Origin of the sequence: Neotabrizicola paludis (assembly GCF_044142105.1) — a bacterium.
Classification (GTDB): domain Bacteria; phylum Pseudomonadota; class Alphaproteobacteria; order Rhodobacterales; family Rhodobacteraceae; genus Pseudogemmobacter.
On the sequence record NZ_JBGTYM010000007.1, the window covers coordinates 50,976 to 73,781 of the forward strand.

The following is a 22,806-nucleotide window of genomic DNA, read 5'->3' on the forward strand; positions in this document are numbered from 1 at the left end:
AGGCCGACAGATTCCCTCAGGAGAGACGCCATGGGCGCTGCTACCGTTGCCGTCACCGATGCCACTTTTGACAGCGAAGTCCGCAAATCGGACATTCCGGTCGTGGTCGATTTCTGGGCCGAATGGTGCGGCCCCTGCCGGCAGATCGGCCCGGCGCTGGAAGAGCTTGCCACCGAATATGCCGGCAAGGTCAAGATCGTGAAAGTCAACGTGGACGAGAACCCCGACAGCCCGGCGCAGCTGGGCGTGCGCGGAATTCCGGCGCTGTTCATGTTCAAGGATGGCGAAGTCGTCTCGAACAAGGTGGGCGCAGCCCCCAAGGCGGCGCTGGCGAACTGGATTGCCTCGGCGATCTGAGCCTGCGCAATATCGCGATGCAACGGGCCCTGCGGGGCCCGTTTTGCATTCAGCGGCCGCGCTGCTGGCGTTCGAACAGCCAGACAAGGCCGGTGAAAATCACAGCGCCGATGGTGCCCAATATGCCCAACATCGTCAGCGTAATCGGCAGGATCATTTCGGACTCGCTTTTGCTTCCGGGCTGATTCAGCATCTGCCAGCCGATCAAGCCCAGAACGGGCAGGATCACGATAAGCGCAAGCCCCACACGGAACCGCCAGACCCAGCGCCGCGGCGCGACAATGATCTCGCCCGCCAGCGCCTTGCCGAAGAACGCGACCACGGCATTGGCGGCTTCGGGGTCGATCACCGGAATGCGCCACAGCCTGTCCAGCGGCGTGACACTGCTCCCTTCGCGGATGAAGCTGCGGGTCACGACGCCAAGGCACAGGACCGGCCCGCCGATCAGGCGCACCTCCTGCACCGATTGCAGCCCGGAGGTCGGCAGGGCCTGAAACCGGCTGCCCAGCACCATCAATTCCTGTCCGAAGATCACCTCGGCCCCGTCGCGCCGGTCGCGGCGGCTGGGGGTCCAGCCATTCGGGTCGGGGAAGCCCTTGTCCAGATCAAGGAACTGCGCCATCGCCTCGGGGCTGATCCGCCAGCGCCCGACGACGCCCTGCCCCGAAGCCAGCCGCGCCACCTGGCGATGCGCGACGCGGAAGTTCAGCACAAGGAACAGGCCGAAAAATGCGACAAGGCCGCCGATCACCAGCGCCAGCATATGCGCGCCGTTGATGTCGGACAGGCCGGGGCTGGCCAGGAAGAACCAGCCCAGCGCGCCAAGCCCGGCGAGCAGGATCAGGATCGAGATCAGGACATCGCGGCGTGTATTGGGCATGGGCGAAAGCCTGCGCGCGCGGCGGGTACGGGTCAACAGACTTGTCGCTCGGGGGCGGCCCGGCCATATAGGCGGGAGAGGGCACAAGGCGCAGGAGACCGGCATGGCCGAAGACAAATTCCCCGGCTGGCACGGCACGACGATCCTGGGCGTCCGGCGCGGCGGCGAGGTCGTGGTCGCGGGGGATGGCCAGGTGAGCCTGGGCCAGACCGTGATCAAGGGCACGGCGCGCAAGGTGCGCAGGCTCTCGCCGGGCGGGCGCGACGTGGTTTGCGGCTTTGCAGGTTCGACCGCCGATGCCTTCACCCTGCTGGAACGGCTGGAAAAGAAGCTTGAGGCCAGCCCCGGACAACTGGCGCGGGCCTGTGTCGATCTTGCCAAAGACTGGCGGATGGACAAATATCTCCGCAACCTCGAGGCCATGCTGATCGTCACCGACGGGGCCGATCTCTTCGTCATCACCGGCGCGGGCGATGTGCTGGAGCCGGAGCATGACGTCGCAGCCATCGGGTCGGGCGGGAATTTCGCGCTGGCGGCGGCACGCGGGCTGATGGAGGGCGATCTGGACGCCGAGGCGATCGCCCGCAAGGCCATGGCGATTGCCGCCGAGATCTGCGTCTATACCAACGGAAATTTGACCGTGGAGAAGATCCGCAAGGGATGAGGCGTATGCTGATCCCCGGGGATATTTAGAGACAGAACATAGGGAACGGAGCGCATTTCAATGACGCCTGAAGATCTGCGGGCCGCGGTGGCGGCTGGAATTCTGGACGAGGCGGCGGCGGCGCGGCTCAAGGCGCTGGTCGATGAGCGGGCGGGCAAGCGCAGTTCGATGCCGGTCGAGGATGAGCCTTTCGAGTTCTTCAGGGGGTTTTCCGAGATCTTCATCTCGATCGGTCTGGTGATCCTGCTGTCGGGCGTGGCCGCGATGCTCGCCTGGTTCGGCGGCTTTGGCCTACTGGTCGCGGTTCCGCTGATGACCTCGGCCATCGCCTGGTGGTGGGCGGGATATTTCACGCTGAAACGGCGGATGACGCTGCCATCGATGGTTCTGGCCACGGCCTATGGCGCGGGGGTGCTGATCTTTGCCTTCACGCTGCTGGTGCAGGGCAATCTGGATGACCGGATGGTGGCGGTGCTGTCCTTCGCTCTGGGCGCGGTCGCGATGGTGCTGTGGTATCGCCGCTTCCGCCTGCCCTTCTCAGCCTTCCTGACCGGGGGCATGGTGCTCGGCGCGATCTATGCCATGACCGCCTCGGCCGCCAATCTGGCCGGGTTGATGATGGATGGCAGCGGCTACAATGCGATCTTCGACCTCACCGAAAGCCCTGCCTTCGCCAGCGCCACGCTGATCTTCGGCATCGGCATGTTCCTGGTGGGAATGTGGTTCGACACCCGCGATCCGCACCGGCTGGGGCGCCATGCCGCAACCGCCTTCTGGTGTCATCTGATGGCGGCACCCGCGCTGGTGAACACCGTGGCGGTGACGCTTTTGAACAGCAAGGGCGGCGTCGGCCTGCTGGCCGTGGCGCTGCTGGCGATTACCCTTCTGGCACTTGTGATCGACCGGAGGTCTTTCCTGACCGCTGCGATCGCCTATATCGCGCTGGTGATTTCCTGGGTGATGGGCGGGGGCGACGGGACACAGTGGATCTTCATTCTCATCGTGCTGGGCGCGCTGATCACCGCCATCGGCACCTGGTGGGTACAGCTGCGCGCCGCCGTCATGCGGGCGTTGCCGAACTTTCCAGGCAAAGCAAGGCTGCCGCCCTGGTGAGCGGGCGGCAGCCCGCAGGATCAGGTCAGGCGGACCGAGGCGACATGGTCGCGATAGCTTTGCTTGGGGTCGATGCCGAGCAGCATCTTGACGCCCGCCAGCAGGCTGGAACCGTCATGCCAGATCTGCGCCTCTTCCGCGTCAAAGCGCAAAAGGGCCAGCTTAGGGTCGTTTTTCCCCTCGTACCAAGCTGCGATGAAGGGGTTCCACAGTCGCTCGATCACGTCGCGGTCGTCATCGCGCGACAGGCGGCCATGGACGCAGGCAAAGAGGTTGTGGCCCTTGTCGGCAAAGGTCGCCACGGCGCGGCTGTCGGATTTCACCTCGCGCACGATCTCGGTGTCGATCGAGGAGAAGAACCAGATCGGGCCATGGGCGGGGCCGCCCGCGCCGTCGTCATCCAGCATCGCTGTCATCGGGCGGGTATGCGCCTCGTCGACATGGGCGAGGCCCAGCATCATCGTGCGGTCGGATTTGACCGCTTTCCAGAATTTTTCCTTCAGCTCTTCGGGGGTGGACATGACTGTCGCTCCTTGGATGGATATGGGGGAACAACCGGCGGCGCGCGGACCGGTTCCTGCGCGCCGGACCAAGGGAGACCTGAATGACCGACCTGACCCCCCGCGAGATCGTGAGCGAGCTGGACCGTTTCATCATCGGCCAGCGCGAGGCCAAGCGTGCCGTCGCGGTGGCGCTGCGCAACCGCTGGCGGCGGAAGCGCCTGGCCGATGACCTGCGTGACGAGGTTTATCCCAAGAATATCCTGATGATCGGGCCGACCGGGGTGGGCAAGACGGAAATCTCGCGCCGCCTGGCACGGCTGGCCAAGGCACCCTTCCTCAAGGTCGAGGCGACCAAGTTCACTGAGGTCGGCTATGTCGGCCGCGATGTCGACAGCATCATCCGCGATCTGGTGGACGTGGCCATCGTCGACAGCCGCGCCCGGATGCGCGAGGAGGTGCGCGAAAAGGCCCGCCGCGCCGCCGAGGAACGCGTGATCGAAGCGATTGCCGGCAAGGATGCGCGCGAGCAGACGCGCGAGATGTTCCGCCGCAAGCTGCGCGCAGGCGAGCTGGACGACACGATGATCGAGATCGAAGTGGCCGAGGCCGGGCCGCAATTTCCAATGATGATGGGCGGCGGCATGCCCGGAATGGAAAGCCAGATGCAGGGCTTGCAGGACCTGTTCGGCAAGGCTTTTCAACGGCATACGAAAAAGCGCGTCACCGTTGCCGACAGCTATGAGCTGCTTCTGGGGCAGGAGGCGGACAAACTACTGGATGACGAGGCGGTCAAGGCCGAGGCGCTGGCGGCGGTGCAGGAAAACGGAATCGTCTTTCTGGACGAGATCGACAAGATCTGCGCCCGGGCCGAGGCGCGCGGTGCCGATGTCAGCCGCGAGGGCGTGCAGCGCGACCTGCTGCCGCTGATCGAAGGCACCACGGTTTCCACCAAATACGGGCCGGTGAAGACCGACCATATCCTCTTCATCGCCAGCGGCGCGTTTCATATCGCCAAGCCCTCGGACCTGCTGCCGGAATTGCAGGGGCGCCTGCCAATCCGCGTGGAATTGCAACCGCTTAGCGAAGAGGATTTCGTCCGCATCCTGACCGAGACCGACAATGCGCTAACCCGGCAATATGCCGGGCTGATGGGCACGGAAGAGGTGAAGGTCAGCTTCACCGAGAACGGGATCGCTGCTTTGGCCCGCATTGCGGCCGAGGTGAATCGCAGCGTCGAGAATATCGGGGCACGGCGGCTGTATACGGTGATGGAGCGTGTGTTCGAGGAACTGTCCTTCACCGCGCCGGACCGCGGCGGCGAGGCGGTGGTGGTGGACGAAGGCTTTGTCGAGGCCAATGTCGGCAAGCTGGCGCGGTCGGCCGACATCTCGCGCTACGTGCTTTGAGCCCCTGATTTCGGCGTCTTCCGAAGGTCTTCCAAACGTCTTCCGAAGGTCTTCCGCCTTGTCTTGCACGGGCGGCCCCGCAAAAGGGCCGCCCGTGGCGTCTCAGAAGCCTTCCAGCACGATCTTGCCGCGCGCTGTGCCGGTCTCGATCAGGCCATGCGCCCGGCGCAGATTGGCGGCGGTGATGGGGCCATAGGTCTCGGTCAGGGTGCTGCGCAGCTTGCCGCTGTCGACGAGCGCGGCGACCTGCGCCAAGAGCTTGCCCTGTTCGTCCATGTCCGGCGTGGCAAAGAGCGGGCGGGTGAACATGAGTTCCCAATGGACCGACACGGATTTGCGCTTGAACGGGCGGATGTCCAGCTCGGTCGGGTCGTCGATCAGCCCGAAGCGACCCTGCGGGGCGATCAGCTCGACAATGCCGGCAAGGTGGTCTTGCGTCTGGGTGGTCGAGAAGACATGGCCCGGCGCGCCAAGGCCCAGCGCGGCGACCTGCGGCGCGAGAGGCTGGCGGTGGTCGATGACGTGATGCGCGCCAAGCTCGCGCACCCAGGCCTGCGTTTCGGGGCGCGAGGCAGTGGCGATCACGGTCAGATCGGTGCGGGCACGCAGAAGCTGGATCGCCATCGACCCGACGCCGCCCGCGCCGCCGATGATCAGCACGGCAGGGGCCGCGCCGGGCACCGGGCGGATGACATTCAGCCGGTCGAACAGCATTTCCCAGGCGGTGATCGCGGTCAGCGGCAGGGCGGCGGCCTGCGAAAAGGACAGGCTGGCGGGTTTCGGCCCGGTGATGCGGGAATCGACCAGGTGATATTCGGCATTGGTGCCCGAACGCGCGATGGACCCGGCATAAAAGACCTGATCGCCCGGTTTGAAGCCGGTCACCTCGGGGCCGGTGGCAACCACGGTTCCAGCGGCATCATAGCCCAGAACCTTCCATTCCCCGGCGGGCGGCGCGGCGGATTTACGCACCTTGGTATCGACGGGGTTCACCGAGACGGCCTGCACCTGCACCAGAAGGTCATGGCCCTGCGCCACGGGCAGCGGCAGGTCGATATCGACAAGAGCTTCGGCGCGGTCGATCGGACCGGGGGATTGATAGGCGACGGCTTTCATCTGGCTCTCCATTGTTCTGGGCCAGAGGATAGGGTAACTACGTCAAACGCCAATACGCACAAAACTCGCCAGTAGTGTCGAAAAGGATACCATGATGGGCAAGCTGCCCCATTCGCGGTTCAATTGCAGCCCGGGCTGCGCGGTCGAGGCGGCGGTCAGCCTGATCGACGGCAAGTGGAAATGTGTGGTGCTGTGGCATCTGCTGAACGAGGGCACGCTGCGCTTTGGCGATCTGCGGCGGCGCGCGCCGGGGGTGACGCAGCGGATGCTGACCAACCAATTGCGCGAGCTGGAGTCGGATGGTCTGGTCCATCGCGAGGTCTATGCCCAGGTGCCGCCGCGGGTGGACTATTCGCTGACCGAGATGGGCCGCGGACTGGAGCCGATCCTGCGCGCGCTGAAAGGTTGGGGCGAAGAGCATATGTCTCTGTTCCAGCCCAAACCGGCCTCGGCCGCCTGAGGCCCGCGCCGAAAGCGTGGCAACGGCCGGGGGACCCGACCGTTGCCCGAGCAGGGGTTAATCCTGGACGCAGAGCTGCTTCTGGGTGCCGAGACCGTCGATCCCCAGTTCGACCACCTCGCCCGCCTTCAGGAAGCGCGGCGGCTTCATCCCCAGTCCGACACCGGGCGGCGTGCCGGTCGAGATGATGTCGCCCGGATGCAGGGTGAAGAATTGCGACAGGTAGGAGATCAGGAAGTTGACCCCATAGACCATCGTCTTGGTCGAGCCGTTCTGCATCATCTGGCCATCGACCGTGAGCCACATCTTCAGGTCCTGCGGATCGGCCACCTCATCCGGGGTCACCAGCCAGGGGCCGGTCTGACCGAAATTGTCACAGCTTTTGCCCTTGGTCCATTGCCCCGAGCGTTCGGCCTGGAAGGCGCGTTCCGAGACGTCGTTGATCACGCAGAAGCCGGCGATATGGGCGGGGGCCTCGGCCTCGGTCACATATTTCGCGGGTTTGCCGATGACGACGCCCAGCTCGACCTCCCAATCGGTCTTCTCACTGCCGCGCGGGATCAGGATCGGGTCGTTCGGGCCACAGATGGCCGAAGTGGCCTTCATGAAGATGATCGGCTCGGGCGGGACCTTGGCGCCGGTCTCGGCCGCGTGGTCAGAGTAGTTGAGGCCGATGCAGATGAATTTGCCAGTGCCGGTGACGCAGGGGCCAAGGCGCGGCGTGCCCGAGACAACGGGCAGGCTGTCGGGATCTGGCAGGGTGGACAGGCGGGTCAAGACCTCTCCCGACAGGTCGGGGATCACCCCGGAAAGGTCACGGATCGTGCCGTCCTTGTGCAGAAGGCCGGGCTTTTCCTGGCCGGTCTCACCATAGCGGAGAAATTTCATTGCGGTTCCCTTGTGCTGGTCGCTGACATGCTAGCGGGGTGCCGGGGTCAGGCCAAGGGCGGAAGACCGGCGGCGGCGCGCAGATCGGGATCGCGGATGTCCAGCTCCTTGCCGATCAGCGGATCGGCGGCTTGCGTGCAGAGCCAGGCAAGGGCCTGACCCGGCTGGTCGGGCGACGCGAGCGCGCTGCGGGGCAGCTGCGAGACGGGGTTGATGCCCGAGGCACGGATGACGCCCTGCATCGCGGTGTCGACCACGCCGGGGGCAAGGCCGAAGGCGCGGATGCCCTGATCGCCATATTCCAGGTGCAGCGAGCGGGTGAGCATGGCTAGCCCCGCCTTGCCGGCGCAATAGGCCGACCAACCCTCTTGCGGGCGATGGGCGGCGCCCGAGGAGACATTGACCACTGTCCCCCGCCCACGCGCCAGCATGGCGGGCAGACAGAGGCGGATCGCGTCGAACTGGGCGACGAGATTCGTCTCTATGCTGGCGGAAAATGCCTCGACCGTCAGGTCGGTGATGCGGCCGATCGGGTTCACCGTGGCGGCATTGTTGATCAGGATGTCAAAGCCGCGCCCGGCCAGCGCCGCAAGTGCCGCCCGGTCGGTGATGTCGCAGAGCACGCCGGCGGCGATGCCCGCCAAGTCGGTCTGCGCCGCGTCAAGGCTGGCGGCGCTGCGGGCGGTGAAGGTGACGCGCGCGCCCAGCGCGGCCAGCGCGCGGCAGGTGGCAAGGCCGATGCCGCCGGCGCCGCCGGTGACGAGGGCGCTTTGGCCGGTAAGGGATTGGGTCATCTGGGCCTCCTGTCCTGGGTCATGGCGGTGATATGTGACGGCGGCGTGTAGGTCACGGCGAAAACGCGCCGCAGCCCTGCAAGGTCCGGCCTTGACCCGGCGCCGCGCCGCCGCATTGATGTGCAGATGATGCGCCATATCCTTGCCCCTCTGCTGATCCTGCTGCTGGTTGCCTGCTCGCCGCGCGGCGAATTCGTTCTGGTCGACCAGATGCCGCCCGAAAAGGCCGCCGCCGCCGCCGCGAGCGGGGTGCGCGAAGTGGTGTTCGTGGGCACCTCGCGCAAGAAAGACCAGGGCGCGTCCGGCTTTGGCTATGGCCGTTCGGAGGCCGCGACCTTTCTGCGCATCGATGTGCGCGTGCCGCCTGAACGTGCCGTGGGCGAGGTGAAATGGCCGACGAATGCCCGCCGCGCCAATCCCGACACCGAGTTCCTGACCTATGGCGAGACGGTCTATGACCGGCCGGAGGAGTTTCGGAAGGCGCTGCGCGGCGCGATGGATATCCGCAAGCAGCGCGACGTGGTGGTTTATGTCCATGGCTTCAACAACACCATGGCCGAAAGCGTCTATCGCGTGGCGCAGATGCATACCGACCTCAAGGTGCCGGGCGTGGCGGTGCATTATTCCTGGCCCAGCCGCGGCTCGCCCCTTGGCTATGTCTATGACCGCGACTCCGCGCTTTTCGCGCGCGACGGGCTGGAAGATCTGCTGAATCAGGTGGCGATGGCCGGGGCGAACCGGATCATCATCGTGGCGCATTCGATGGGCGCCGCGCTGACCATGGAATCGCTGCGGCAGGTCTATCTGTCGAAAGACCATCAGGTGAACCGTCATCTGGGCGGCGTGGTGCTGTTATCGCCCGATCTGGATGTGGATCTGTTCCGCGCCCAGGCCCATGCCATCGGCAAGCTGCCCGAGCCCTTCATCATCTTCGGCAATACGCGCGACACGGTGCTGAACATCTCGTCAAAGCTCTCGGGCGCGCCGGACAGGCTGGGCAATCTCAAGAACCTGACGCCGATTTCCGATCTGGACGTGACCTATCTGGACACAGCCGCCTATAGCGTTGACGGCGGGCATTTCAACCTGGGCAATTCCCCGGCGCTGATCCAGCTTCTGGGGGGCATCGCCAATATCGACGCGGCCTTCCGGGCCGAAGCGGCAGCGCGGGTCGGCCTGTTGCCGGGCGTGGTGCTGACGGTGCGCAATGCGACGGGCATCATCCTTGCCCCGGTCGAAGGGCTGGCGACGCAGAACTAGGCTCTAGCGCCGCCGGAGATAGACATAGAAGGCACCGCTGCCGCCGTGTTTCAGATGCGCCTCGGCGACCTGCTGGACCGACAGCGCCAGGGGCGGCAGGCGGAGCCAATGCGGCACCTGATGGCGCAGCGCGCCGATGGGGCGCGGCACCGGATCGGCCACGCCCTTGCCCTTGCCGGTGATGACCAGCACCAGCCGCAGCCCGTCACTCTGGGCGTTGAGGATGAAGCGGATCAGCTCGGGATGCGCCTCGGCCAGCGTCATGCCGTGCAGGTCGATCCGCGCCTCGGGGGCAAGCTTGCCGCGCGTCATCTTCTGATGGGTGCGGGCATCCATGCGCAGGGGGTCGGAGGGCGGCGCGGCGGGTGCGGGGGCGGCTTTCTCGCCCAGACGGAAGGCGGGAATCCGGCTCTGGGCCGGCTGTTTCACGGGCTGGGGCTCGGGGGTCGTCGGCTCGACCGGGTCGGGCAACTGCAGGTGGCGGTTGTGCATCGGCGTGATGCTGCGCGCGACCGTGCTCCAGAGTTCAGCCTCGTCCGAGGTCAGGCGGCGGCGCATCCGGCTAAAGGCCCGAAGCCAGCACATAGGCGCGGTCGATGGGCATCAGGATGACCATGCGTCCGCCATCCTTGACCTCGCCCGCCGCATCGCCTGCCGCATCGCCGAAGCCGTAGAAGATATCGGCCCGCTGCGCCCCTTTGATCGCGCCGCCGGTATCCTGCGCCACCATCAGGCGATTCATCGGCACCCGGCCTTCCTTCTCGATCCAGACCGGCGCGCCAAGGGGCGTGAAGGCGGGGTCGACCGCCAGCGAGCGCAGCGGCGTGATCGAGCGGCCCATGGCCCCGATCGGACCCTTGTCGGCGGGCAGATCGGCCAGTTTGCGGAAGAAAACATAGGACGGATTGGCATTCAGGAGGTCGTCGCCCAGGCCGGGATTGCGCCGCACCCAGGCGCGGATCGCCCCGGCCGAGACCTCATCCACCGTCATGATGCCGCGGCGCACCAGTTCCTGCCCGACCGAGCGGTAAGGATGACCGTTCTTGCCGGCATAGCCCACGCGGATCACCCGGCCATCGGTCATACGGATGCGGCCCGAGCCCTGGATATGCAGGAAGAAGACTTCGACCGGGTCGTCGATCCAGGCAATCTCCAGCCCACGGCCGCGCAGGATGCCGCTTTCGATCACCGCGCGGGAATGCCAGACCGCACCATCCTGCAATTCGGGCGGGCGGCGGTAGATCGGCCAGGCATAGCGCGCGGTGCGGACGGGGGAGCCATTCAGTTCCGGCTCATAATAGCCGGTGAACAGCGCGGGGGGCGTGCCCACGATCACCGGCTTGAAGAACAGCTCGAAAAAGGCGCGGGCCGAGGCATCGTCGGACGGCACATCGGCGGCAAGGGCGCAGAGCGGGCCCCATTCCGGCGCCTGAAGCTGATCACAGGTGACAAGAAAGGCCGCCAGAGCGGCGGCCTGACCATCCTCGCGCCACCCCGCGAGCCCTTCGAAATCGACGACCTGCGCCCGGGCCATCGGCGGCGCCATCAGCGCCAGAAGCAGGGCAAGGCAGCGGAGCGGCGGCTGGCCCATGGCAAGGCGTCAGTCGCCCGTCGCCACGAGCTGCCAATTCGGGTCGTCCACGCCCATGCGGCGGGCGAAGGTCCAGACATCGCGCTGGCGCTTGATGCTCTTGGCATCGCCCTCGACCACCTCGCCCGCCTTGTTGCGGACGACCTGGGTCAGCTCGCCCACAAAACGCACGGTGATTTCGGCAAAGCCCGAATTGCGATCGAAGGTCGCCTCTTGCAGCGCCATTTCCTTGAGGCCGACGAAATTGGCCTCGATGGTCAGCCCGTCGCGGGCGCGCTGTTCGATCACTTCGGTAAAGCTCGCCTCGACCTCATCGGCCAGGAAGGGGCGGACCGGGTCGATATCGCCACGTTCGAAGGCCATGAGGATCATCTCATAGGCCTGGCGCGCGCCGGCCAGGAAGGGGCTGACGCTGAACGAGGGTTCAGCCAGTTTCATCGCGGCGAGGGCCTTGGCGGAGGACGAGCCATCGGGCACATGGTCGATGATATCGCGGTCGGGGCCGCCCTCGATCACCTCAAAGTCACGCTTGACCTGGGGACGCACATCTTCCAGCGGGATGGGGGGCTTTTCAAAGCCGTCGCGAGTGCCCAGAACCGAGCGGAGTTTCAGGATCAGGAAGACCGCGATCCCGGCGAGAACAAGAAGTTGGATCAGCGAGGAATTCACGGGCAAGCTCCGAAGGAATAGGAAAGCCCGGCTTGAGGCCGGGGGGTTGGTCCCTATGTAGGGGCGGGGCGGGTTCAAGTAAACCTTGGGCCCCATCTTGCAGGCAAAGGATATGAGAAATGTGGTTGATCCTGGCGTTTCTTGCCTGGCCGCTGGTGGAAATCGCGCTTTTTGTCGCGATTGGCGGGACGATCGGGGTCTGGGCCACGCTGGCCTGGGTGCTTCTGAGCGGGGTTCTGGGCGTCTTGGTGATGCGGCTGACTGCCGCACGCAGCGCCCTGAAGCTGCGCCAGGGCCTGTCGGCCTTGCGCCAGCCGGGGGCAGAAATCGCAGGCGGCGCCTTCGGCATGCTGGCGGGGGTGCTGCTGATCCTGCCGGGCTTTCTGACCGACGCCCTGGGCCTGTTGCTGTTGGTGCCGCCCGTGCAGCGGCTTCTGGCCCGCGCGCTCCTGGCCAGGGCCGTGGTGATGACCCGGAGCACAGGCACGGCGCGGCCGGGTGGCCGCGACGATGTGATCGACGGCGACTGGACGGAAGTGCCCCCCGAAACGCCGCGCGGAATCGGACGGCCGCAGGGCACTTCGGGCTGGACGCGGGACGAGGGGCACCGGCACTAGACGCCTATTGCATTGAGCGTGCGCGGCCCCTCTGCTAGGCAACCGTCAGGTCATTCGGGCCGATAAGGCCCCCGAGGAGGTACTGATGACGGAAGACGTCACCGCGCCCAACGGCGCCCCATCGCCCGCCGCGCCGCAAGTGCGGATGCAGGTCCTGGCACAATATGTCCGGGACATGAGCTTTGAGAACATGGTCGCCCGCAAGGGTCTGGCCGGGGGCGACGTGCAGCCCGATATCGAAGTGGCGGTCAGCCTGGATGCGCGCAAACGCGCAGCCGAGCACCAGTATGATATCGTGATGAAGTTCAAGGTCACGTCGAAGAACAAGGTCAACAGCGAGATTCTGTTCCTGCTGGAACTGGAATATGGCGGGACCTTCCATGTCGAGGGCATTCCCGAAGCGCAGCTTCACCCCTTCCTGCTGATCGAATGCCCGCGCATCCTGTTCCCCTTCGTGCGCCGCATCATCAGCGACGTGACGCGCGATGGCGGCTTCCCGCCCTTGAACGTGGATCAGGTGGATTTCATGGCGCTGTATCGCCAGGAGATGGCCCGCCGCGCCCAGGCCGCGGCCGCGCCGGCCGCCGCCACGCCGAACTGAGGCGTCAGGCCAGCCTTTCCCCGCCGCGCCACACGCCGCGCAGGGAAAGGTCTGGCCCCAGATGCACGAAATCCGCCCGGGCGCCCGGGCGGAGATGCCCCAGATCGGCGCGGCCCAGCAGCGCCGCCGGGCGCGCGCTGGCCATGGCGAAGGCCGTCTCGGGTGCCACGCCGCAAAGCCGGACCAGATTGGCGATGGCCTGCGGCAGGGTCAGATCGGCCCCGGCCAGCGTGCCATCGGCCAGGGTCAGCCGCCCGTCGCGCCGCAGGATGCGCCGCCCGCCCAGCGTGAATTCGGTGATCGCGCTGCCCGCCGGGGCCATCGCATCGGACACCAGATAGATCCTGTCGCTGGCGGCCAGGGCGATCCGCATCACCGCCGGATGCACATGCAGCCCATCGGCGATCAGCCCGCATTGCACCTGCTGTGTCATCGCCGCCCCGGCAAGCCCGGGCTCGCGGTTGCCAAGCTGGCTCATGGCGTTGAAGAGATGGGTCACCGCCCGCGCCCCGGCGGCGAAGGCGGCTGTCGCCTCGTCATGGCTGCATTCGCTATGGCCCAGCGCCACGATCACGCCCGCCGCCGAAAGACGCGCGATCTGCTCGGGCGTGACCGCCGCCGGGGCGACCGTGATCAGCAGGGCGGGCAGGCGTTTCCGGGCATCGCAGAGCCTGTTCAGGTCGTCTTCCACCATCGGCCGGATCAGCGCCGGATCATGCGCCCCCTTGCGGCGCGGGTCGAGATGCGGGCCTTCCAGATGCAGGCCCAGGAAACCGGGATGGCGGCAGGCGGCCGCCGCCTCGATCAGCGCGGCGGTCGCCTGGGCCGTGTCGGTGATCAGCGTCGGCAAGACGCCCGTCGCGCCAAGCCGGGCATGGATGTCGCAGAAGGCATTCAGATCTTGGGTCGTGGTGGAACCCGAGATCATCCTGCCGCCCGCCCCGTTCACCTGCAGGTCGAGAAGACCGGGCAGCACGTAGCCGCCATCAAGCAGAATCGTCTCTGCGCCTGCGGATTCGGCGATCTTTCCATCCTGAACCGTCAGGCCGCCCGGGCGCAGCGCCGTGCCATCGAAGATCCGGGCGCCGGCATAGGTGACAGCCATCAGACGGTCTCCGTGACCTTGCGCAGATGCGGCGGGGTGTCGGGGTCAAAGCCGCGGCGGCGCGACAGGCCCTCGGCAAAGGCATAGAAGGAGACGCTGGCCACCAGCGGCGCGACAAGCGGATGCAGGTTGGCCACCGAAGGCAGGGTGACGGCACCCCTGGCATTGGCGCCGGTCAGGAAGACATCGGCCCCCTGCCCAGCCAGATGTTCCGCCGTGGCGACGACATGGGACAGCGCCGCATCCTGAACGCCCAGGGCGAAGACCGGGAAATGCGCCTGCACGATGGCGGCGGGGCCATGCAGCACCTCAGCCGCCGAATAGGCCTCGGCATGAAGGCCGCAGACCTCTTTCAGCTTGAGCGCCGCCTCGCTGGCAATGGCGAAGGCCGGGCCGCGGCCCAGAACATAGGCCTGACCCGCCCGCGACAGCCGGTCGGACAAGGGCGACCAGTCGAGCGTCAGCGCCTGATCAAAGGCGCGGGGCAGGTCTTGCAGGGCGGCAGCGAGCTCAGCATCCTGCCGCCAGGCCGCGAGAAGGGCCAGGCCCGCCAGAACCGAGGTCACGAAAGTCTTGGTCGCGGCGACGCTTTGTTCGGTGCCCGCGCGCAACGGCAGGCAATGGGCGCTGACCTGGGCCATAGGGCTGTCGGCGAAGTTGGTGATCGCCACCGTCGCCGCCCCGCCCGAACCCGCTGCGCGCATCATCTCGACAATGTCGGGGCTGCGGCCGGATTGCGAGATGCCCAGGCAGGCCGCGCCCTGAAGGCGCAGGGGGCGGCCATAGACCGACGCGACCGAAGGCCCGACCGAGGCGACGGGAATGCCCGCCAGCAACTCGACCGCATATTTCAGATAGGTCGCCGCATGATCGGACGAGCCGCGCGCCACGGTGATCACCAATGCCGGGTCGAGATTCCGCAGTGTCAGAGCCGCTTTTTCGACATCCGCGCCGCTGTCGCGCAGAAAGCGCGCCGTCACTTCGGGGATTTCTGCCACTTCGCGTAGCATATGCGAGGTCATGCCGGGCCTCCTTCGGGGGCGAGTTTCAGTTCGACAGCGAAGTCATAGGCATCGCCGCGATAGAGCGATCGGGTGTATTCGACGACACGGCCATCCGGCAGGTAGCCGATCCGCTCGATCCGCAGGCCGGCAGCGCCGGAGGCGACACCCAGATGCTCGGCATCACGGGGCGAGAGGTTGGCGGCAGAGATACGCTGCACGGCGCGGACCGGGCGCTGGCCATTGCGCTGAAGCACGGCATAGAGACTGGTCTCGACCGCTTCGGGGTCGGGCAGGGCGGAAAGCGGCAGGGCGGCGCGCTCGATTGCCAGGGGGACACCATCGGACCGGCGCACCCGTTCCAGCCGCGCCACCCGCGCGCCGGGGCCAAGGCCCAGCGCCATGCTTTCCTCGGGCGCGGGCGCGTCGATGCGGCGCGAGAGCCAGATCGAATCGACCGTGCGTCCCCGCCGAGCCATGTCTTCGGTGAAGGAAGTCAGCAGCGAGAGCGCCTGCTCCAGCCGTTCGACCCGGGGGGCGACGAAGGTGCCCGAACCCCGGCGCTGCACCAATTGACCGGCGGAAACCAGTTCTTGAATGGCCTTGCGCACGGTGACGCGCGACAGGCCGGTCATGGCGGCAAGGTCGCGCTCGGGCGGCAGGCTGTCGCCGGGGGCAAGCCGCGCGGCCTGGATGCTCTCGGCGATACGGCGCTGGAGTTGCAGGTAAAGCGGACCGGAGCCCGGATCCGCGAAATCGCCGGGATCGAAGGCCAGGTTCATGCTGCCTGCCCCGCCCGGATGCAGGCGGAGATATCCGTTTTGCCGAAGAAAGCCGCCATGCCGCACCCCCGTGCCGATCTGGCCATGGAAGATACCATGATAATACCAATTTGGAAGTGGTATTGCCAATCTTCGGCAAATCTAGCCAGATTCGGCGTTTCTGCACAAGAGGCTTTACAAGTGGTATTATTTTGGCATCATCAAATCATCAGGGGGAATCACATGGCCGAACGCTCTACCGAAGCGCGTCATCCGTCTGCGGACGGGCTGCACCGGGTTCCGGCTGCCGAGGCGCTGGCCCGGTTGCTTGCGGCGCAGACGGCGTCTTTGGGCTGTGTTCTGCCTGCCCTTCCGGCCTTGGAGCGCGCCGCCGTGGCGGCGACCGAGGCGCTGCGATCGGGGGGCAAGCTGGCCTATGCCGGGGCGGGGTCTTCGGGCGTGATGGCCCTTTCGGATTGTCTGGAACTGGCCGGAACCTTCGGCATCCCGCCGGAACGCACACCCATGCTTTTCGCGGGCGGGGCCGCGGCGCTGCTGCATATGCAGGGCGCGGTCGAGGATGATCCGGCGCTGGCCGCGGCGGATTTCGCCCGGGCCGGGCTGGGCAGGGGCGACGCGGTGATCTGTGTCTCCGCCTCGGGCGGCACGCCCTATACGGTCGAGGTCGCGCGGCTGGCCCGGGCAGAGGGGAGCACGGTGATCGGCATCGCCAATGTCGGCGGGTCAGCCCTGCTGGCGGGTGCCGATATTCCCGTGCTGCTGGAGACCGGGGCCGAAGTGGTGGCCGGGTCGACGCGCCTGGCGGCGGGCACCGCGCAGAAAGCCGCCCTCAACCTGATTTCGGTGCTGATGGGCCTGGGCCTGGGCCATGTGCATGACGGGTTCATGGTCAATCTGGTGGCCGACAATGCCAAGCTGCGCGACCGCGCGGCGGGGATCGTGCAGGCGCTTTCAGGCCGCGATTTCAGCCATGCCGGAGCCGCTTTGGAGATGACGCAGGGTGCCGTGAAACTCGCCATCCTGGTCGCGCGCGGGCGCAGCGCCGCCGAGGCCGCAGAGGATTTGCAACGGACGGCGGGGCATCTTGCCCCGCTGATGGACTGACGAACCAACCGGGCCGGGAACAGGCCCAGACAGCAGGGAGTTGACGATGATGAAACCGATCCGCTTGGCGCTTCTGACCAGCACGCTTCTGGCGGGCCCGGCGCTGGCCGAAACCACGCTGACCATTGAAAGCTGGCGCAATGACGACCTGACCATCTGGCAGGACACGATCATTCCGGCTTTCGAGGCGCAGCACCCCGATATCAAGGTGGTTTTCGCCCCTTCGGCGCCGACCGAATACAATGCCTCGCTGAATTCCAAGCTCGAGGCCGGATCGGCGGGCGACCTGATCACCTGCCGTCCCTTCGACGCCTCGCTGGACCTTTACAAGAAGGGCTATCTGGCCGACCTGACCAGCCTTGACGCGATGAAGAATTTCTCGTCGGTCGCGAAATCGGCCTGGCAGACCGATGATGGCGCGGCAACCTTCTGCGTCCCGATGGCCTCGGTCATCCACGGTTTCATCTATAACAAGGATGCCTTCGACGCGCTGGGCCTGACCCAGCCCGCGACGATGGACGAATTCTACGCCGTGCTCGACAAGATCAAGGCGGATGGCACCTATATCCCGATGGCCATGGGCACCAATGACCAGTGGGAAGCCGCCACGATGGGCTATCAGAACATCGGGCCGAATTACTGGAAGGGCGAAGAGGGCCGGCTGGCGCTGATCGCGGGCACCCAGAAGCTGACCGATGACGCCTGGGTCCAGCCCTATCGCGAGCTGGCGAAGTGGAAGGATTATCTGGGCGACGGGTTCGAGGCACAGACCTACCCGGACAGCCAGAACCTGTTCACCCTGGGCCGTGCGGCGATCTATCCCGCCGGATCCTGGGAAATCGCGGGCTTCAACACCCAGGCCGGGTTCAAGATGGGCGCCTTCCCGCCGCCGGTGCCTGCCGCGGGCGACACCTGCTATATCTCGGACCATACCGACATCGCCATCGGCATGAACGCGGCCTCGCCCAATGCCGAAACGGCCAAGACCTTCCTGGAATGGGTCGGCTCGCCCGAATTCGCCACCATGTATGCCAATGCGCTGCCAGGCTTCTTCAGCCTGAACTCGACTGCGGTGAAGATGGAGGACCCGCTGGCGCAGGAATTCGTGTCCTGGCGCGAGAAGTGCCAGCCGACGATCCGCTCGACCTATCAGATCCTGTCGCGCGGCACGCCGAACCTGGAAAACGAGACCTGGAACGCCAGCGCGAACGTCATCAAGGGCACCGAGACGCCGGAAGACGCGGGCAAGCGGCTGCAGGAAGGCCTGGCAAGCTGGTACGATCCGCAGAAGTAAGCGCGGGCTGAAGGCACGGTCCGGGGGGCTTCGCGCCCCCCGGACTCCCTGCGGGAATTTTGAGAACAGAAGAAGGGGGCAAAGGCATGGCGCAGGGTCGGCCGGTGCGCTGGCATATCGCGGTGTTTCTGGCACCCGCCGTGGCGGTCTATACCGCGCTGATGATCCTGCCCCTGTTCGGGACGCTGGCGCAGAGCCTGTTCAACGAGGATGCGGCCGGAACGCGGATCTTTGTGGGGCTTGCGAATTTCGCCCGGCTGTTCGGCGAAGCGCTGTGGTCGGACGCGTTCTGGAACGCCCTGGGCAATAATTTCTGGTTCTTCGTGATCCATATGATCGTGCAGAACCCCATCGGCATCGCGCTGGCCGCCTTGCTGTCTTCGCCCAAGCTGCGGATGGCGGCGTTCTACCGGACCGCGATCTTCATTCCCACCATCCTGAGCTTTGTCATCGTCGGCTTCGTCTGGAAGCTGATCCTGTCGCCGATCTGGGGCATCGCACCGGGAATGCTGGACGCGGTGGGGCTGAAATCCCTGTTCGCGCCCTGGCTAGGCAAAGAGGAATATGCCCTGACCGCGCTGGCGCTGGTCTCGGTCTGGCAATTCGTGGGCATTCCGATGATGCTGATCTATGCGGCGCTGCTGAGCATTCCCGATGAGGTGCTGGAAGCGGCCGAAATGGACGGGATCACCGGCTGGTCGCAATTCTGGAAGATCAAGCTGCCGCTGATCCTGCCCGCGATCGGCATCATCTCGATCCTGACCTTCGTCGGCAATTTCAACGCCTTCGACCTGATCTACGTGGCGCAGGGCGCGCTGGCGGGACCGGATTTCTCGACAGATATCCTGGGGACCTTCCTTTACCGCACCTTCTTTGGCTTCCAGTTGCAGATCGGCGATCCCTATATGGGCTCGGCCATTGCGGGGGCCATGTTCGGCATCATTCTGGTGGGGGTCTGCCTGTATCTTTTCGGCATCCAGACCCGGCTTCGGAGGTATCAGTTCTGATGGCCCGTGCCCGTTCCCATATCGGCCGCAGCATCGCCGCCCATGCCGTGCTGATCGCCTATACGCTGATCGCGCTGTTTCCGGTCTTCGTGATCGTGATCAACAGCTTCAAAAGCCGCAAGGCGATTTTCGCCGATCCGCTGGCGCTGCCGGGGCCAGGGAGTTTCGATCTGATCGGCTATCAGACCGTGATGAAGCAGGGCGATTTCCTGCTGTATTTCCAGAATTCCATGGTCGTCACGGTGGCAAGCCTGTTCTGCGTTCTGCTGTTCGGCGCCATGGCGGCCTTTGCCCTGTCGGAATACCGCTTTCGCGGCAACAGCCTGATGGGGCTTTACCTGGCGCTGGGGATCATGATCCCGATCCGGCTGGGCACCGTTGCGATCCTGGAGATCATGGTGACGGGCGGGCTGGTGAACACGCTGACCGCGCTGATCCTGGTCTACACCGCGCAAGGGCTGCCGCTGTCGATCTTCATCCTGTCCGAATTCATGAAGGGCGTCTCGGACGATCTGAAGAATGCCGGGCGGATCGACGGGCTGAGCGAATATGCCATCTTCTTCCGTCTGGTCCTGCCGCTGGTGCGCCCGGCCATGGCGACCGTGGCCGTCTTCACCATGATCCCGATCTGGAACGACCTGTGGTTCCCGCTGATCCTGGCCCCGGCCGAGCAGACCAAGACAGTCACGCTGGGGGCGCAGGTCTTCATCGGGCAATTCGTCACCAACTGGAACGCGGTTCTGGCGGCCTTGTCGCTGGCGATCCTGCCAGTGCTGGTGCTGTACCTGATCTTCTCGCGGCAATTGATCCGCGGCATCACCGCAGGAGCCGTGAAATGATCCGAACTCTCGTTGCAGGCCTTGGCAATATGGGCCGAAGCCATGCCCTGGCCTATCACCGCGACCCCAGCTTTGACCTGCTGGGCCTGGTGAATCGGTCGACCCCGCGGCTGGACCCGGCCTTGGCGGGCTATGCCATCACGCCGGACTATCATGAGGCTCTGAACAGGCTGAAACCCGATCTGGTCTGCGTGGCGACCTATACCGATTCTCATGCCGATTATGCCGTGGCGGCGATGGAGGCGGGGGCGCATGTCTTTGTCGAAAAGCCCTTGGCGATGAGCGTGTCCGAAGCGCGGCGGGTGGTGGATTGCGCCAAGGCGACCGGGCGCAAGCTAGTGGTGGGCTATATCCTGCGCCACCATCCAAGCTGGATGCGTCTGATCGCCGAAGCGCGCGCGCTGGGCGGGCCCTATGTGTTCCGGCTGAACCTGAACCAGCAGTCTTCGGGCTCGACCTGGGACACGCACAAGCAGCTGATGCAGACGACATCGCCCATCGTCGATTGCGGCGTGCATTATGTCGACGTGATGTGCCAGATCACCGATGCCGCCCCGGTCGAGGTGCGCGGCATGGGGTTGCGGCTGTCGGACGAGATCCCGCAGGACATGTACAATTACGGGCATTTCCAGGTGATCTTCGACGATGGCTCGGTCGGCTGGTATGAGGCGGGCTGGGGGCCGATGATGTCGGACACGGCGTTTTTCGTGAAGGATGTGGTGTCTCCGAAGGGCGCTGTATCGATCAGGATGCCGGAAAACGCGCGGTCGGACGATCACGACACCCATACCAAGACCTCGATGCTGCGGGTTCACCGGGTCGGTCAGCCGGATGAGAACCTGAACATGGCCGACGAACCGGGGCATCAAGAGCTGTGCGAGCGCGAGCAGGCCTATATGGCCCGCGCAATCCATGAAGACATCGACCTTACGCGGCATATGGAAGATGCGGTGCGGTCGCTTGCGGTCTGCCTGGCGGCGGACGAATCGGTCCGTTCGGGCCATCCGGTCAGGCTGTGAGGGGCAGATGGGCGCACTGGAACTGAAAGGCATCACCAAGCGCTTCGGCGTGACCGAGGTGATCAAGGGTGTGGATCTGCGGGTCGAAGATGGCGAGTTCTGCGTCTTTGTCGGACCATCGGGCTGCGGGAAATCGACGCTTCTGCGCATCATCGCCGGGCTTGAGGATGCCTCGGGCGGCGACATCCTGCTGGACGGGGCGCGGGTGAACGAGGTGGCGCCGGCCAAGCGCGAACTGGCGATGGTGTTCCAGAGCTATGCGCTCTACCCGCATCTGACCGTGCGCGACAATATGGGGTTGGCGCTGAAACAGGCGGGCGTCGCCAAGGCCGAGATCCGCGCCGCGACCGACCGGGCGGCGGGGATGCTGGCGCTGGAGCCGTTGATGGAGCGGCGCCCGGCGGAACTGTCGGGCGGGCAAAGGCAGCGGGTGGCGATCGGGCGGGCCATCGTGCGGACGCCGAAGCTGTTCCTCTTTGACGAGCCCTTGTCCAATCTGGACGCGGCGCTGCGGGTGGCGACGCGGATCGAGATCGCAAAGCTTCATCGCGATCTGGGCGCCACGATGATCTATGTCACCCATGACCAGGTCGAGGCGATGACCCTGGCCGACAAGATCGTCGTGCTGCGGGCCGGGCAGGTGGAACAGGTCGGGCGGCCGATGGATCTGTACAACGATCCGGCCAATGTCTTTGTCGCGGGCTTCATCGGCAGCCCCCAGATGAATTTCCTGAAGGGCGCGGCGCTGGGCGACGGGGCCGAGACCCTGGGCATCAGGCCCGAACATCTGACGGTCACCCCCGAGGGGCCGATTGTGGGCGAGGTCAGCCATATCGAGAAACTGGGTGGCGAGACGCTGGTCTATCTGCGCAGCGATCCACATGGCCTGGTGACGCTGCGCCTGTTCGGCGAGCGCGATTTCGCCTTTGGCCAGGCGCTGCGTCTGACGCCTGACCCGGGCCGTCTTTTCCGCTTCGATGCCCAGGGCAACAGGCTGCGTTAGAGCCTATTGCGTATAGCTGCGGACAAGGGCCGAGGCCAGCAGGCTCCACCCGTCCGCCACGACGAAGAAGGCGAGCTTGAAGGGCAGCGAGACCACGGCGGGCGGCACCATCATCATGCCCATCGACATCAGGATCGCCGAGACCACGAGGTCGATGATCAGGAAGGGCAGGAAGACCAGAAAGCCGATCTCGAAGGCGCGCTGGATTTCCGACAACAGGAACGAGGGAACGAGGAGCGACAGCGGCGCATCGACCATGGCCGACGGCGCGCGCGGGCGCAGCGCGTCGAGATTGGCGAAGGTGTCTGGGTCGATCCGCGCCGCCATGAAACCGCGAAACGGCTTTGCGGCCTCAAGGAAAGCCTGGGTGATGTCGAGCCGGTTTTCGGTAAAGGGCCGGATGCCCTTGACCCAGGCCTCGGTGAAGACCGGGTCCATGACATACCAGGTCAGGAACAGGGCAAGGCTGATGATCAGCATATTGGGCGGCGCCTGTTGCAGTCCGATGCCCTGGCGCAGGATCGACAGCACGGTGACGATGAAGGGAAAGCAGGTCACCATGACCGCCAGGCCCGGCGCCACCGACAGGACGGTGATCAGCGCCAGAAGCTGCACCGAGCGCGCGGCAAGGCTGTCGCCTGGGCCCAGATCCAGCGTCACCTGCTGCGCGGCGGCGGGATGGGCCAGGAACACGGCCAGGAATGCGGCAAGGATCAGGGTCCTGCGCAAGACC

Annotated in this window: 26 protein-coding genes; 14 read left to right on the plus strand and 12 right to left on the minus strand. The window is 65.7% G+C overall.

The features are described 5' to 3' along the window. Nucleotides 1–30 precede the first annotated feature (30 nt). Nucleotides 31–357: a thioredoxin gene (trxA, locus tag ACED67_RS14900; protein ID WP_395542501.1), complete on the plus strand. Its 327-nt coding sequence runs from the start codon at nucleotides 31–33 to the stop codon at nucleotides 355–357. Between the two features lie 49 nt (nucleotides 358–406). Here the strand turns inward: trxA and ACED67_RS14905 are convergent, their stop codons facing one another. Beyond that, nucleotides 407–1,237 (minus strand): hypothetical protein, encoded by an 831-nt coding sequence (locus ACED67_RS14905; protein ID WP_395542502.1) that lies wholly within the window; start codon nucleotides 1,235–1,237, stop codon nucleotides 407–409. A gap of 103 nt (nucleotides 1,238–1,340) precedes the next feature. On the opposite strand from ACED67_RS14905, the gene hslV reads away from it, so the two are divergent. Together hslV and ACED67_RS14915 are read left to right on the plus strand one after the other, a co-directional pair. Next, the gene (gene hslV / locus ACED67_RS14910; RefSeq protein ID WP_395542503.1) at nucleotides 1,341–1,901 is read left to right on the plus strand and encodes an ATP-dependent protease subunit HslV; all 561 of its coding nucleotides are present in this window, start codon (nucleotides 1,341–1,343) and stop codon (nucleotides 1,899–1,901) included. A 60-nt stretch (nucleotides 1,902–1,961) separates the two neighbouring features. Further along, complete coding sequence (locus ACED67_RS14915) at nucleotides 1,962–3,014, plus strand: hypothetical protein (protein WP_395542504.1); 1,053 nt, start codon at nucleotides 1,962–1,964, stop codon at nucleotides 3,012–3,014. 20 nt (nucleotides 3,015–3,034) lie between these two features. Here the strand turns inward: ACED67_RS14915 and ACED67_RS14920 are convergent, their stop codons facing one another. Next, entirely contained in the window at nucleotides 3,035–3,535 is a 501-nt protein-coding gene (locus ACED67_RS14920; RefSeq protein WP_395542505.1) for a pyridoxamine 5'-phosphate oxidase family protein, read from the minus strand. A gap of 83 nt (nucleotides 3,536–3,618) precedes the next feature. Here ACED67_RS14920 and hslU point away from each other — a divergent pair, with 83 nt between their 5' ends. Next, nucleotides 3,619–4,923 (plus strand): ATP-dependent protease ATPase subunit HslU, encoded by a 1,305-nt coding sequence (hslU, locus tag ACED67_RS14925; protein ID WP_395542506.1) that lies wholly within the window; start codon nucleotides 3,619–3,621, stop codon nucleotides 4,921–4,923. 102 nt (nucleotides 4,924–5,025) lie between these two features. Here the strand turns inward: hslU and ACED67_RS14930 are convergent, their stop codons facing one another. Beyond that, nucleotides 5,026–6,039 carry a zinc-binding alcohol dehydrogenase family protein gene (locus tag ACED67_RS14930; RefSeq protein ID WP_395542507.1) on the minus strand — a complete coding sequence of 338 codons (1,014 nt, stop codon included), beginning with the start codon at nucleotides 6,037–6,039 and terminating at the stop codon, nucleotides 5,026–5,028. 94 nt (nucleotides 6,040–6,133) lie between these two features. On the opposite strand from ACED67_RS14930, the gene ACED67_RS14935 reads away from it, so the two are divergent. Next, nucleotides 6,134–6,499: a winged helix-turn-helix transcriptional regulator gene (locus tag ACED67_RS14935; protein ID WP_395542508.1), complete on the plus strand. Its 366-nt coding sequence runs from the start codon at nucleotides 6,134–6,136 to the stop codon at nucleotides 6,497–6,499. 57 nt (nucleotides 6,500–6,556) lie between these two features. Here the strand turns inward: ACED67_RS14935 and ACED67_RS14940 are convergent, their stop codons facing one another. Together ACED67_RS14940 and ACED67_RS14945 are read right to left on the minus strand one after the other, a co-directional pair. Further along, nucleotides 6,557–7,387 (minus strand): fumarylacetoacetate hydrolase family protein, encoded by an 831-nt coding sequence (locus ACED67_RS14940; RefSeq protein ID WP_395542509.1) that lies wholly within the window; start codon nucleotides 7,385–7,387, stop codon nucleotides 6,557–6,559. A gap of 47 nt (nucleotides 7,388–7,434) precedes the next feature. Beyond that, entirely contained in the window at nucleotides 7,435–8,181 is a 747-nt protein-coding gene (locus ACED67_RS14945) for an SDR family oxidoreductase (RefSeq protein WP_395542510.1), read from the minus strand. A gap of 126 nt (nucleotides 8,182–8,307) precedes the next feature. Between ACED67_RS14945 and ACED67_RS14950 the strand changes: the two genes are divergently transcribed. Continuing rightward, nucleotides 8,308–9,441 carry an alpha/beta hydrolase gene (locus ACED67_RS14950; protein ID WP_395542511.1) on the plus strand — a complete coding sequence of 378 codons (1,134 nt, stop codon included), beginning with the start codon at nucleotides 8,308–8,310 and terminating at the stop codon, nucleotides 9,439–9,441. Nucleotides 9,442–9,444: 3 nt separating this feature from the next. Here ACED67_RS14950 and ACED67_RS14955 read toward each other — a convergent pair whose 3' ends face one another. From ACED67_RS14955 to ACED67_RS14965, 3 genes are read right to left on the minus strand one after another with little or no spacing between them, the layout of a single operon-like run. Further along, complete coding sequence (locus tag ACED67_RS14955; RefSeq protein ID WP_395542512.1) at nucleotides 9,445–9,999, minus strand: Smr/MutS family protein; 555 nt, start codon at nucleotides 9,997–9,999, stop codon at nucleotides 9,445–9,447. Between the two features lie 4 nt (nucleotides 10,000–10,003). Continuing rightward, nucleotides 10,004–11,032 (minus strand): murein transglycosylase A, encoded by a 1,029-nt coding sequence (mltA, locus tag ACED67_RS14960; protein ID WP_395542513.1) that lies wholly within the window; start codon nucleotides 11,030–11,032, stop codon nucleotides 10,004–10,006. A gap of 9 nt (nucleotides 11,033–11,041) precedes the next feature. Beyond that, nucleotides 11,042–11,701, minus strand: a complete 660-nt coding sequence (locus ACED67_RS14965) for a Tim44/TimA family putative adaptor protein (RefSeq protein ID WP_395542514.1) — start codon at nucleotides 11,699–11,701, stop codon at nucleotides 11,042–11,044. 119 nt (nucleotides 11,702–11,820) lie between these two features. On the opposite strand from ACED67_RS14965, the gene ACED67_RS14970 reads away from it, so the two are divergent. Further along, complete coding sequence (locus ACED67_RS14970) at nucleotides 11,821–12,318, plus strand: FxsA family protein (protein WP_395542515.1); 498 nt, start codon at nucleotides 11,821–11,823, stop codon at nucleotides 12,316–12,318. A gap of 85 nt (nucleotides 12,319–12,403) precedes the next feature. Further along, nucleotides 12,404–12,919: a protein-export chaperone SecB gene (gene secB, locus ACED67_RS14975; RefSeq protein WP_395542516.1), complete on the plus strand. Its 516-nt coding sequence runs from the start codon at nucleotides 12,404–12,406 to the stop codon at nucleotides 12,917–12,919. A 4-nt stretch (nucleotides 12,920–12,923) separates the two neighbouring features. Here secB and nagA read toward each other — a convergent pair whose 3' ends face one another. From nagA to ACED67_RS14990, 3 genes are read right to left on the minus strand one after another with little or no spacing between them, the layout of a single operon-like run. Continuing rightward, complete coding sequence (gene nagA, locus ACED67_RS14980) at nucleotides 12,924–14,024, minus strand: N-acetylglucosamine-6-phosphate deacetylase (protein ID WP_395542517.1); 1,101 nt, start codon at nucleotides 14,022–14,024, stop codon at nucleotides 12,924–12,926. After that, nucleotides 14,024–15,046: an SIS domain-containing protein gene (locus ACED67_RS14985; RefSeq protein WP_395542518.1), complete on the minus strand. Its 1,023-nt coding sequence runs from the start codon at nucleotides 15,044–15,046 to the stop codon at nucleotides 14,024–14,026. The genes nagA and ACED67_RS14985 overlap by 1 nt, the downstream gene beginning before the upstream one ends. Continuing rightward, entirely contained in the window at nucleotides 15,043–15,807 is a 765-nt protein-coding gene (locus ACED67_RS14990; RefSeq protein WP_395542519.1) for a GntR family transcriptional regulator, read from the minus strand. Before ACED67_RS14990 ends, ACED67_RS14985 begins: the two co-directional genes overlap by 4 nt. Nucleotides 15,808–16,029: 222 nt before the next feature. Here ACED67_RS14990 and ACED67_RS14995 point away from each other — a divergent pair, with 222 nt between their 5' ends. The 6 genes from ACED67_RS14995 (at nucleotide 16,030) to ACED67_RS15020 (ending at nucleotide 22,073) form a co-directional block, all read left to right on the plus strand. Further along, nucleotides 16,030–16,911, plus strand: coding sequence for an N-acetylmuramic acid 6-phosphate etherase (locus tag ACED67_RS14995; RefSeq protein WP_395542520.1), 882 nt, complete (start codon nucleotides 16,030–16,032; stop codon nucleotides 16,909–16,911). A gap of 46 nt (nucleotides 16,912–16,957) precedes the next feature. Beyond that, nucleotides 16,958–18,205: an ABC transporter substrate-binding protein gene (locus ACED67_RS15000; protein ID WP_395542521.1), complete on the plus strand. Its 1,248-nt coding sequence runs from the start codon at nucleotides 16,958–16,960 to the stop codon at nucleotides 18,203–18,205. Between the two features lie 86 nt (nucleotides 18,206–18,291). Then, complete coding sequence (locus ACED67_RS15005; RefSeq protein WP_395542522.1) at nucleotides 18,292–19,212, plus strand: carbohydrate ABC transporter permease; 921 nt, start codon at nucleotides 18,292–18,294, stop codon at nucleotides 19,210–19,212. Further along, a complete protein-coding gene (locus tag ACED67_RS15010; RefSeq protein WP_395542523.1) occupies nucleotides 19,212–20,051 on the plus strand; it encodes a carbohydrate ABC transporter permease in 840 nt (279 codons plus the stop codon). The genes ACED67_RS15005 and ACED67_RS15010 overlap by 1 nt, the downstream gene beginning before the upstream one ends. Beyond that, nucleotides 20,048–21,070, plus strand: a complete 1,023-nt coding sequence (locus ACED67_RS15015; protein ID WP_395542524.1) for a Gfo/Idh/MocA family protein — start codon at nucleotides 20,048–20,050, stop codon at nucleotides 21,068–21,070. Before ACED67_RS15010 ends, ACED67_RS15015 begins: the two co-directional genes overlap by 4 nt. A gap of 7 nt (nucleotides 21,071–21,077) precedes the next feature. Then, complete coding sequence (locus ACED67_RS15020) at nucleotides 21,078–22,073, plus strand: ABC transporter ATP-binding protein (protein ID WP_395542525.1); 996 nt, start codon at nucleotides 21,078–21,080, stop codon at nucleotides 22,071–22,073. Between the two features lie 3 nt (nucleotides 22,074–22,076). Here ACED67_RS15020 and fliP read toward each other — a convergent pair whose 3' ends face one another. Then, complete coding sequence (fliP, locus tag ACED67_RS15025; protein ID WP_395542526.1) at nucleotides 22,077–22,802, minus strand: flagellar type III secretion system pore protein FliP; 726 nt, start codon at nucleotides 22,800–22,802, stop codon at nucleotides 22,077–22,079. Between the last annotated feature and the right edge of the window lie 4 nt (nucleotides 22,803–22,806).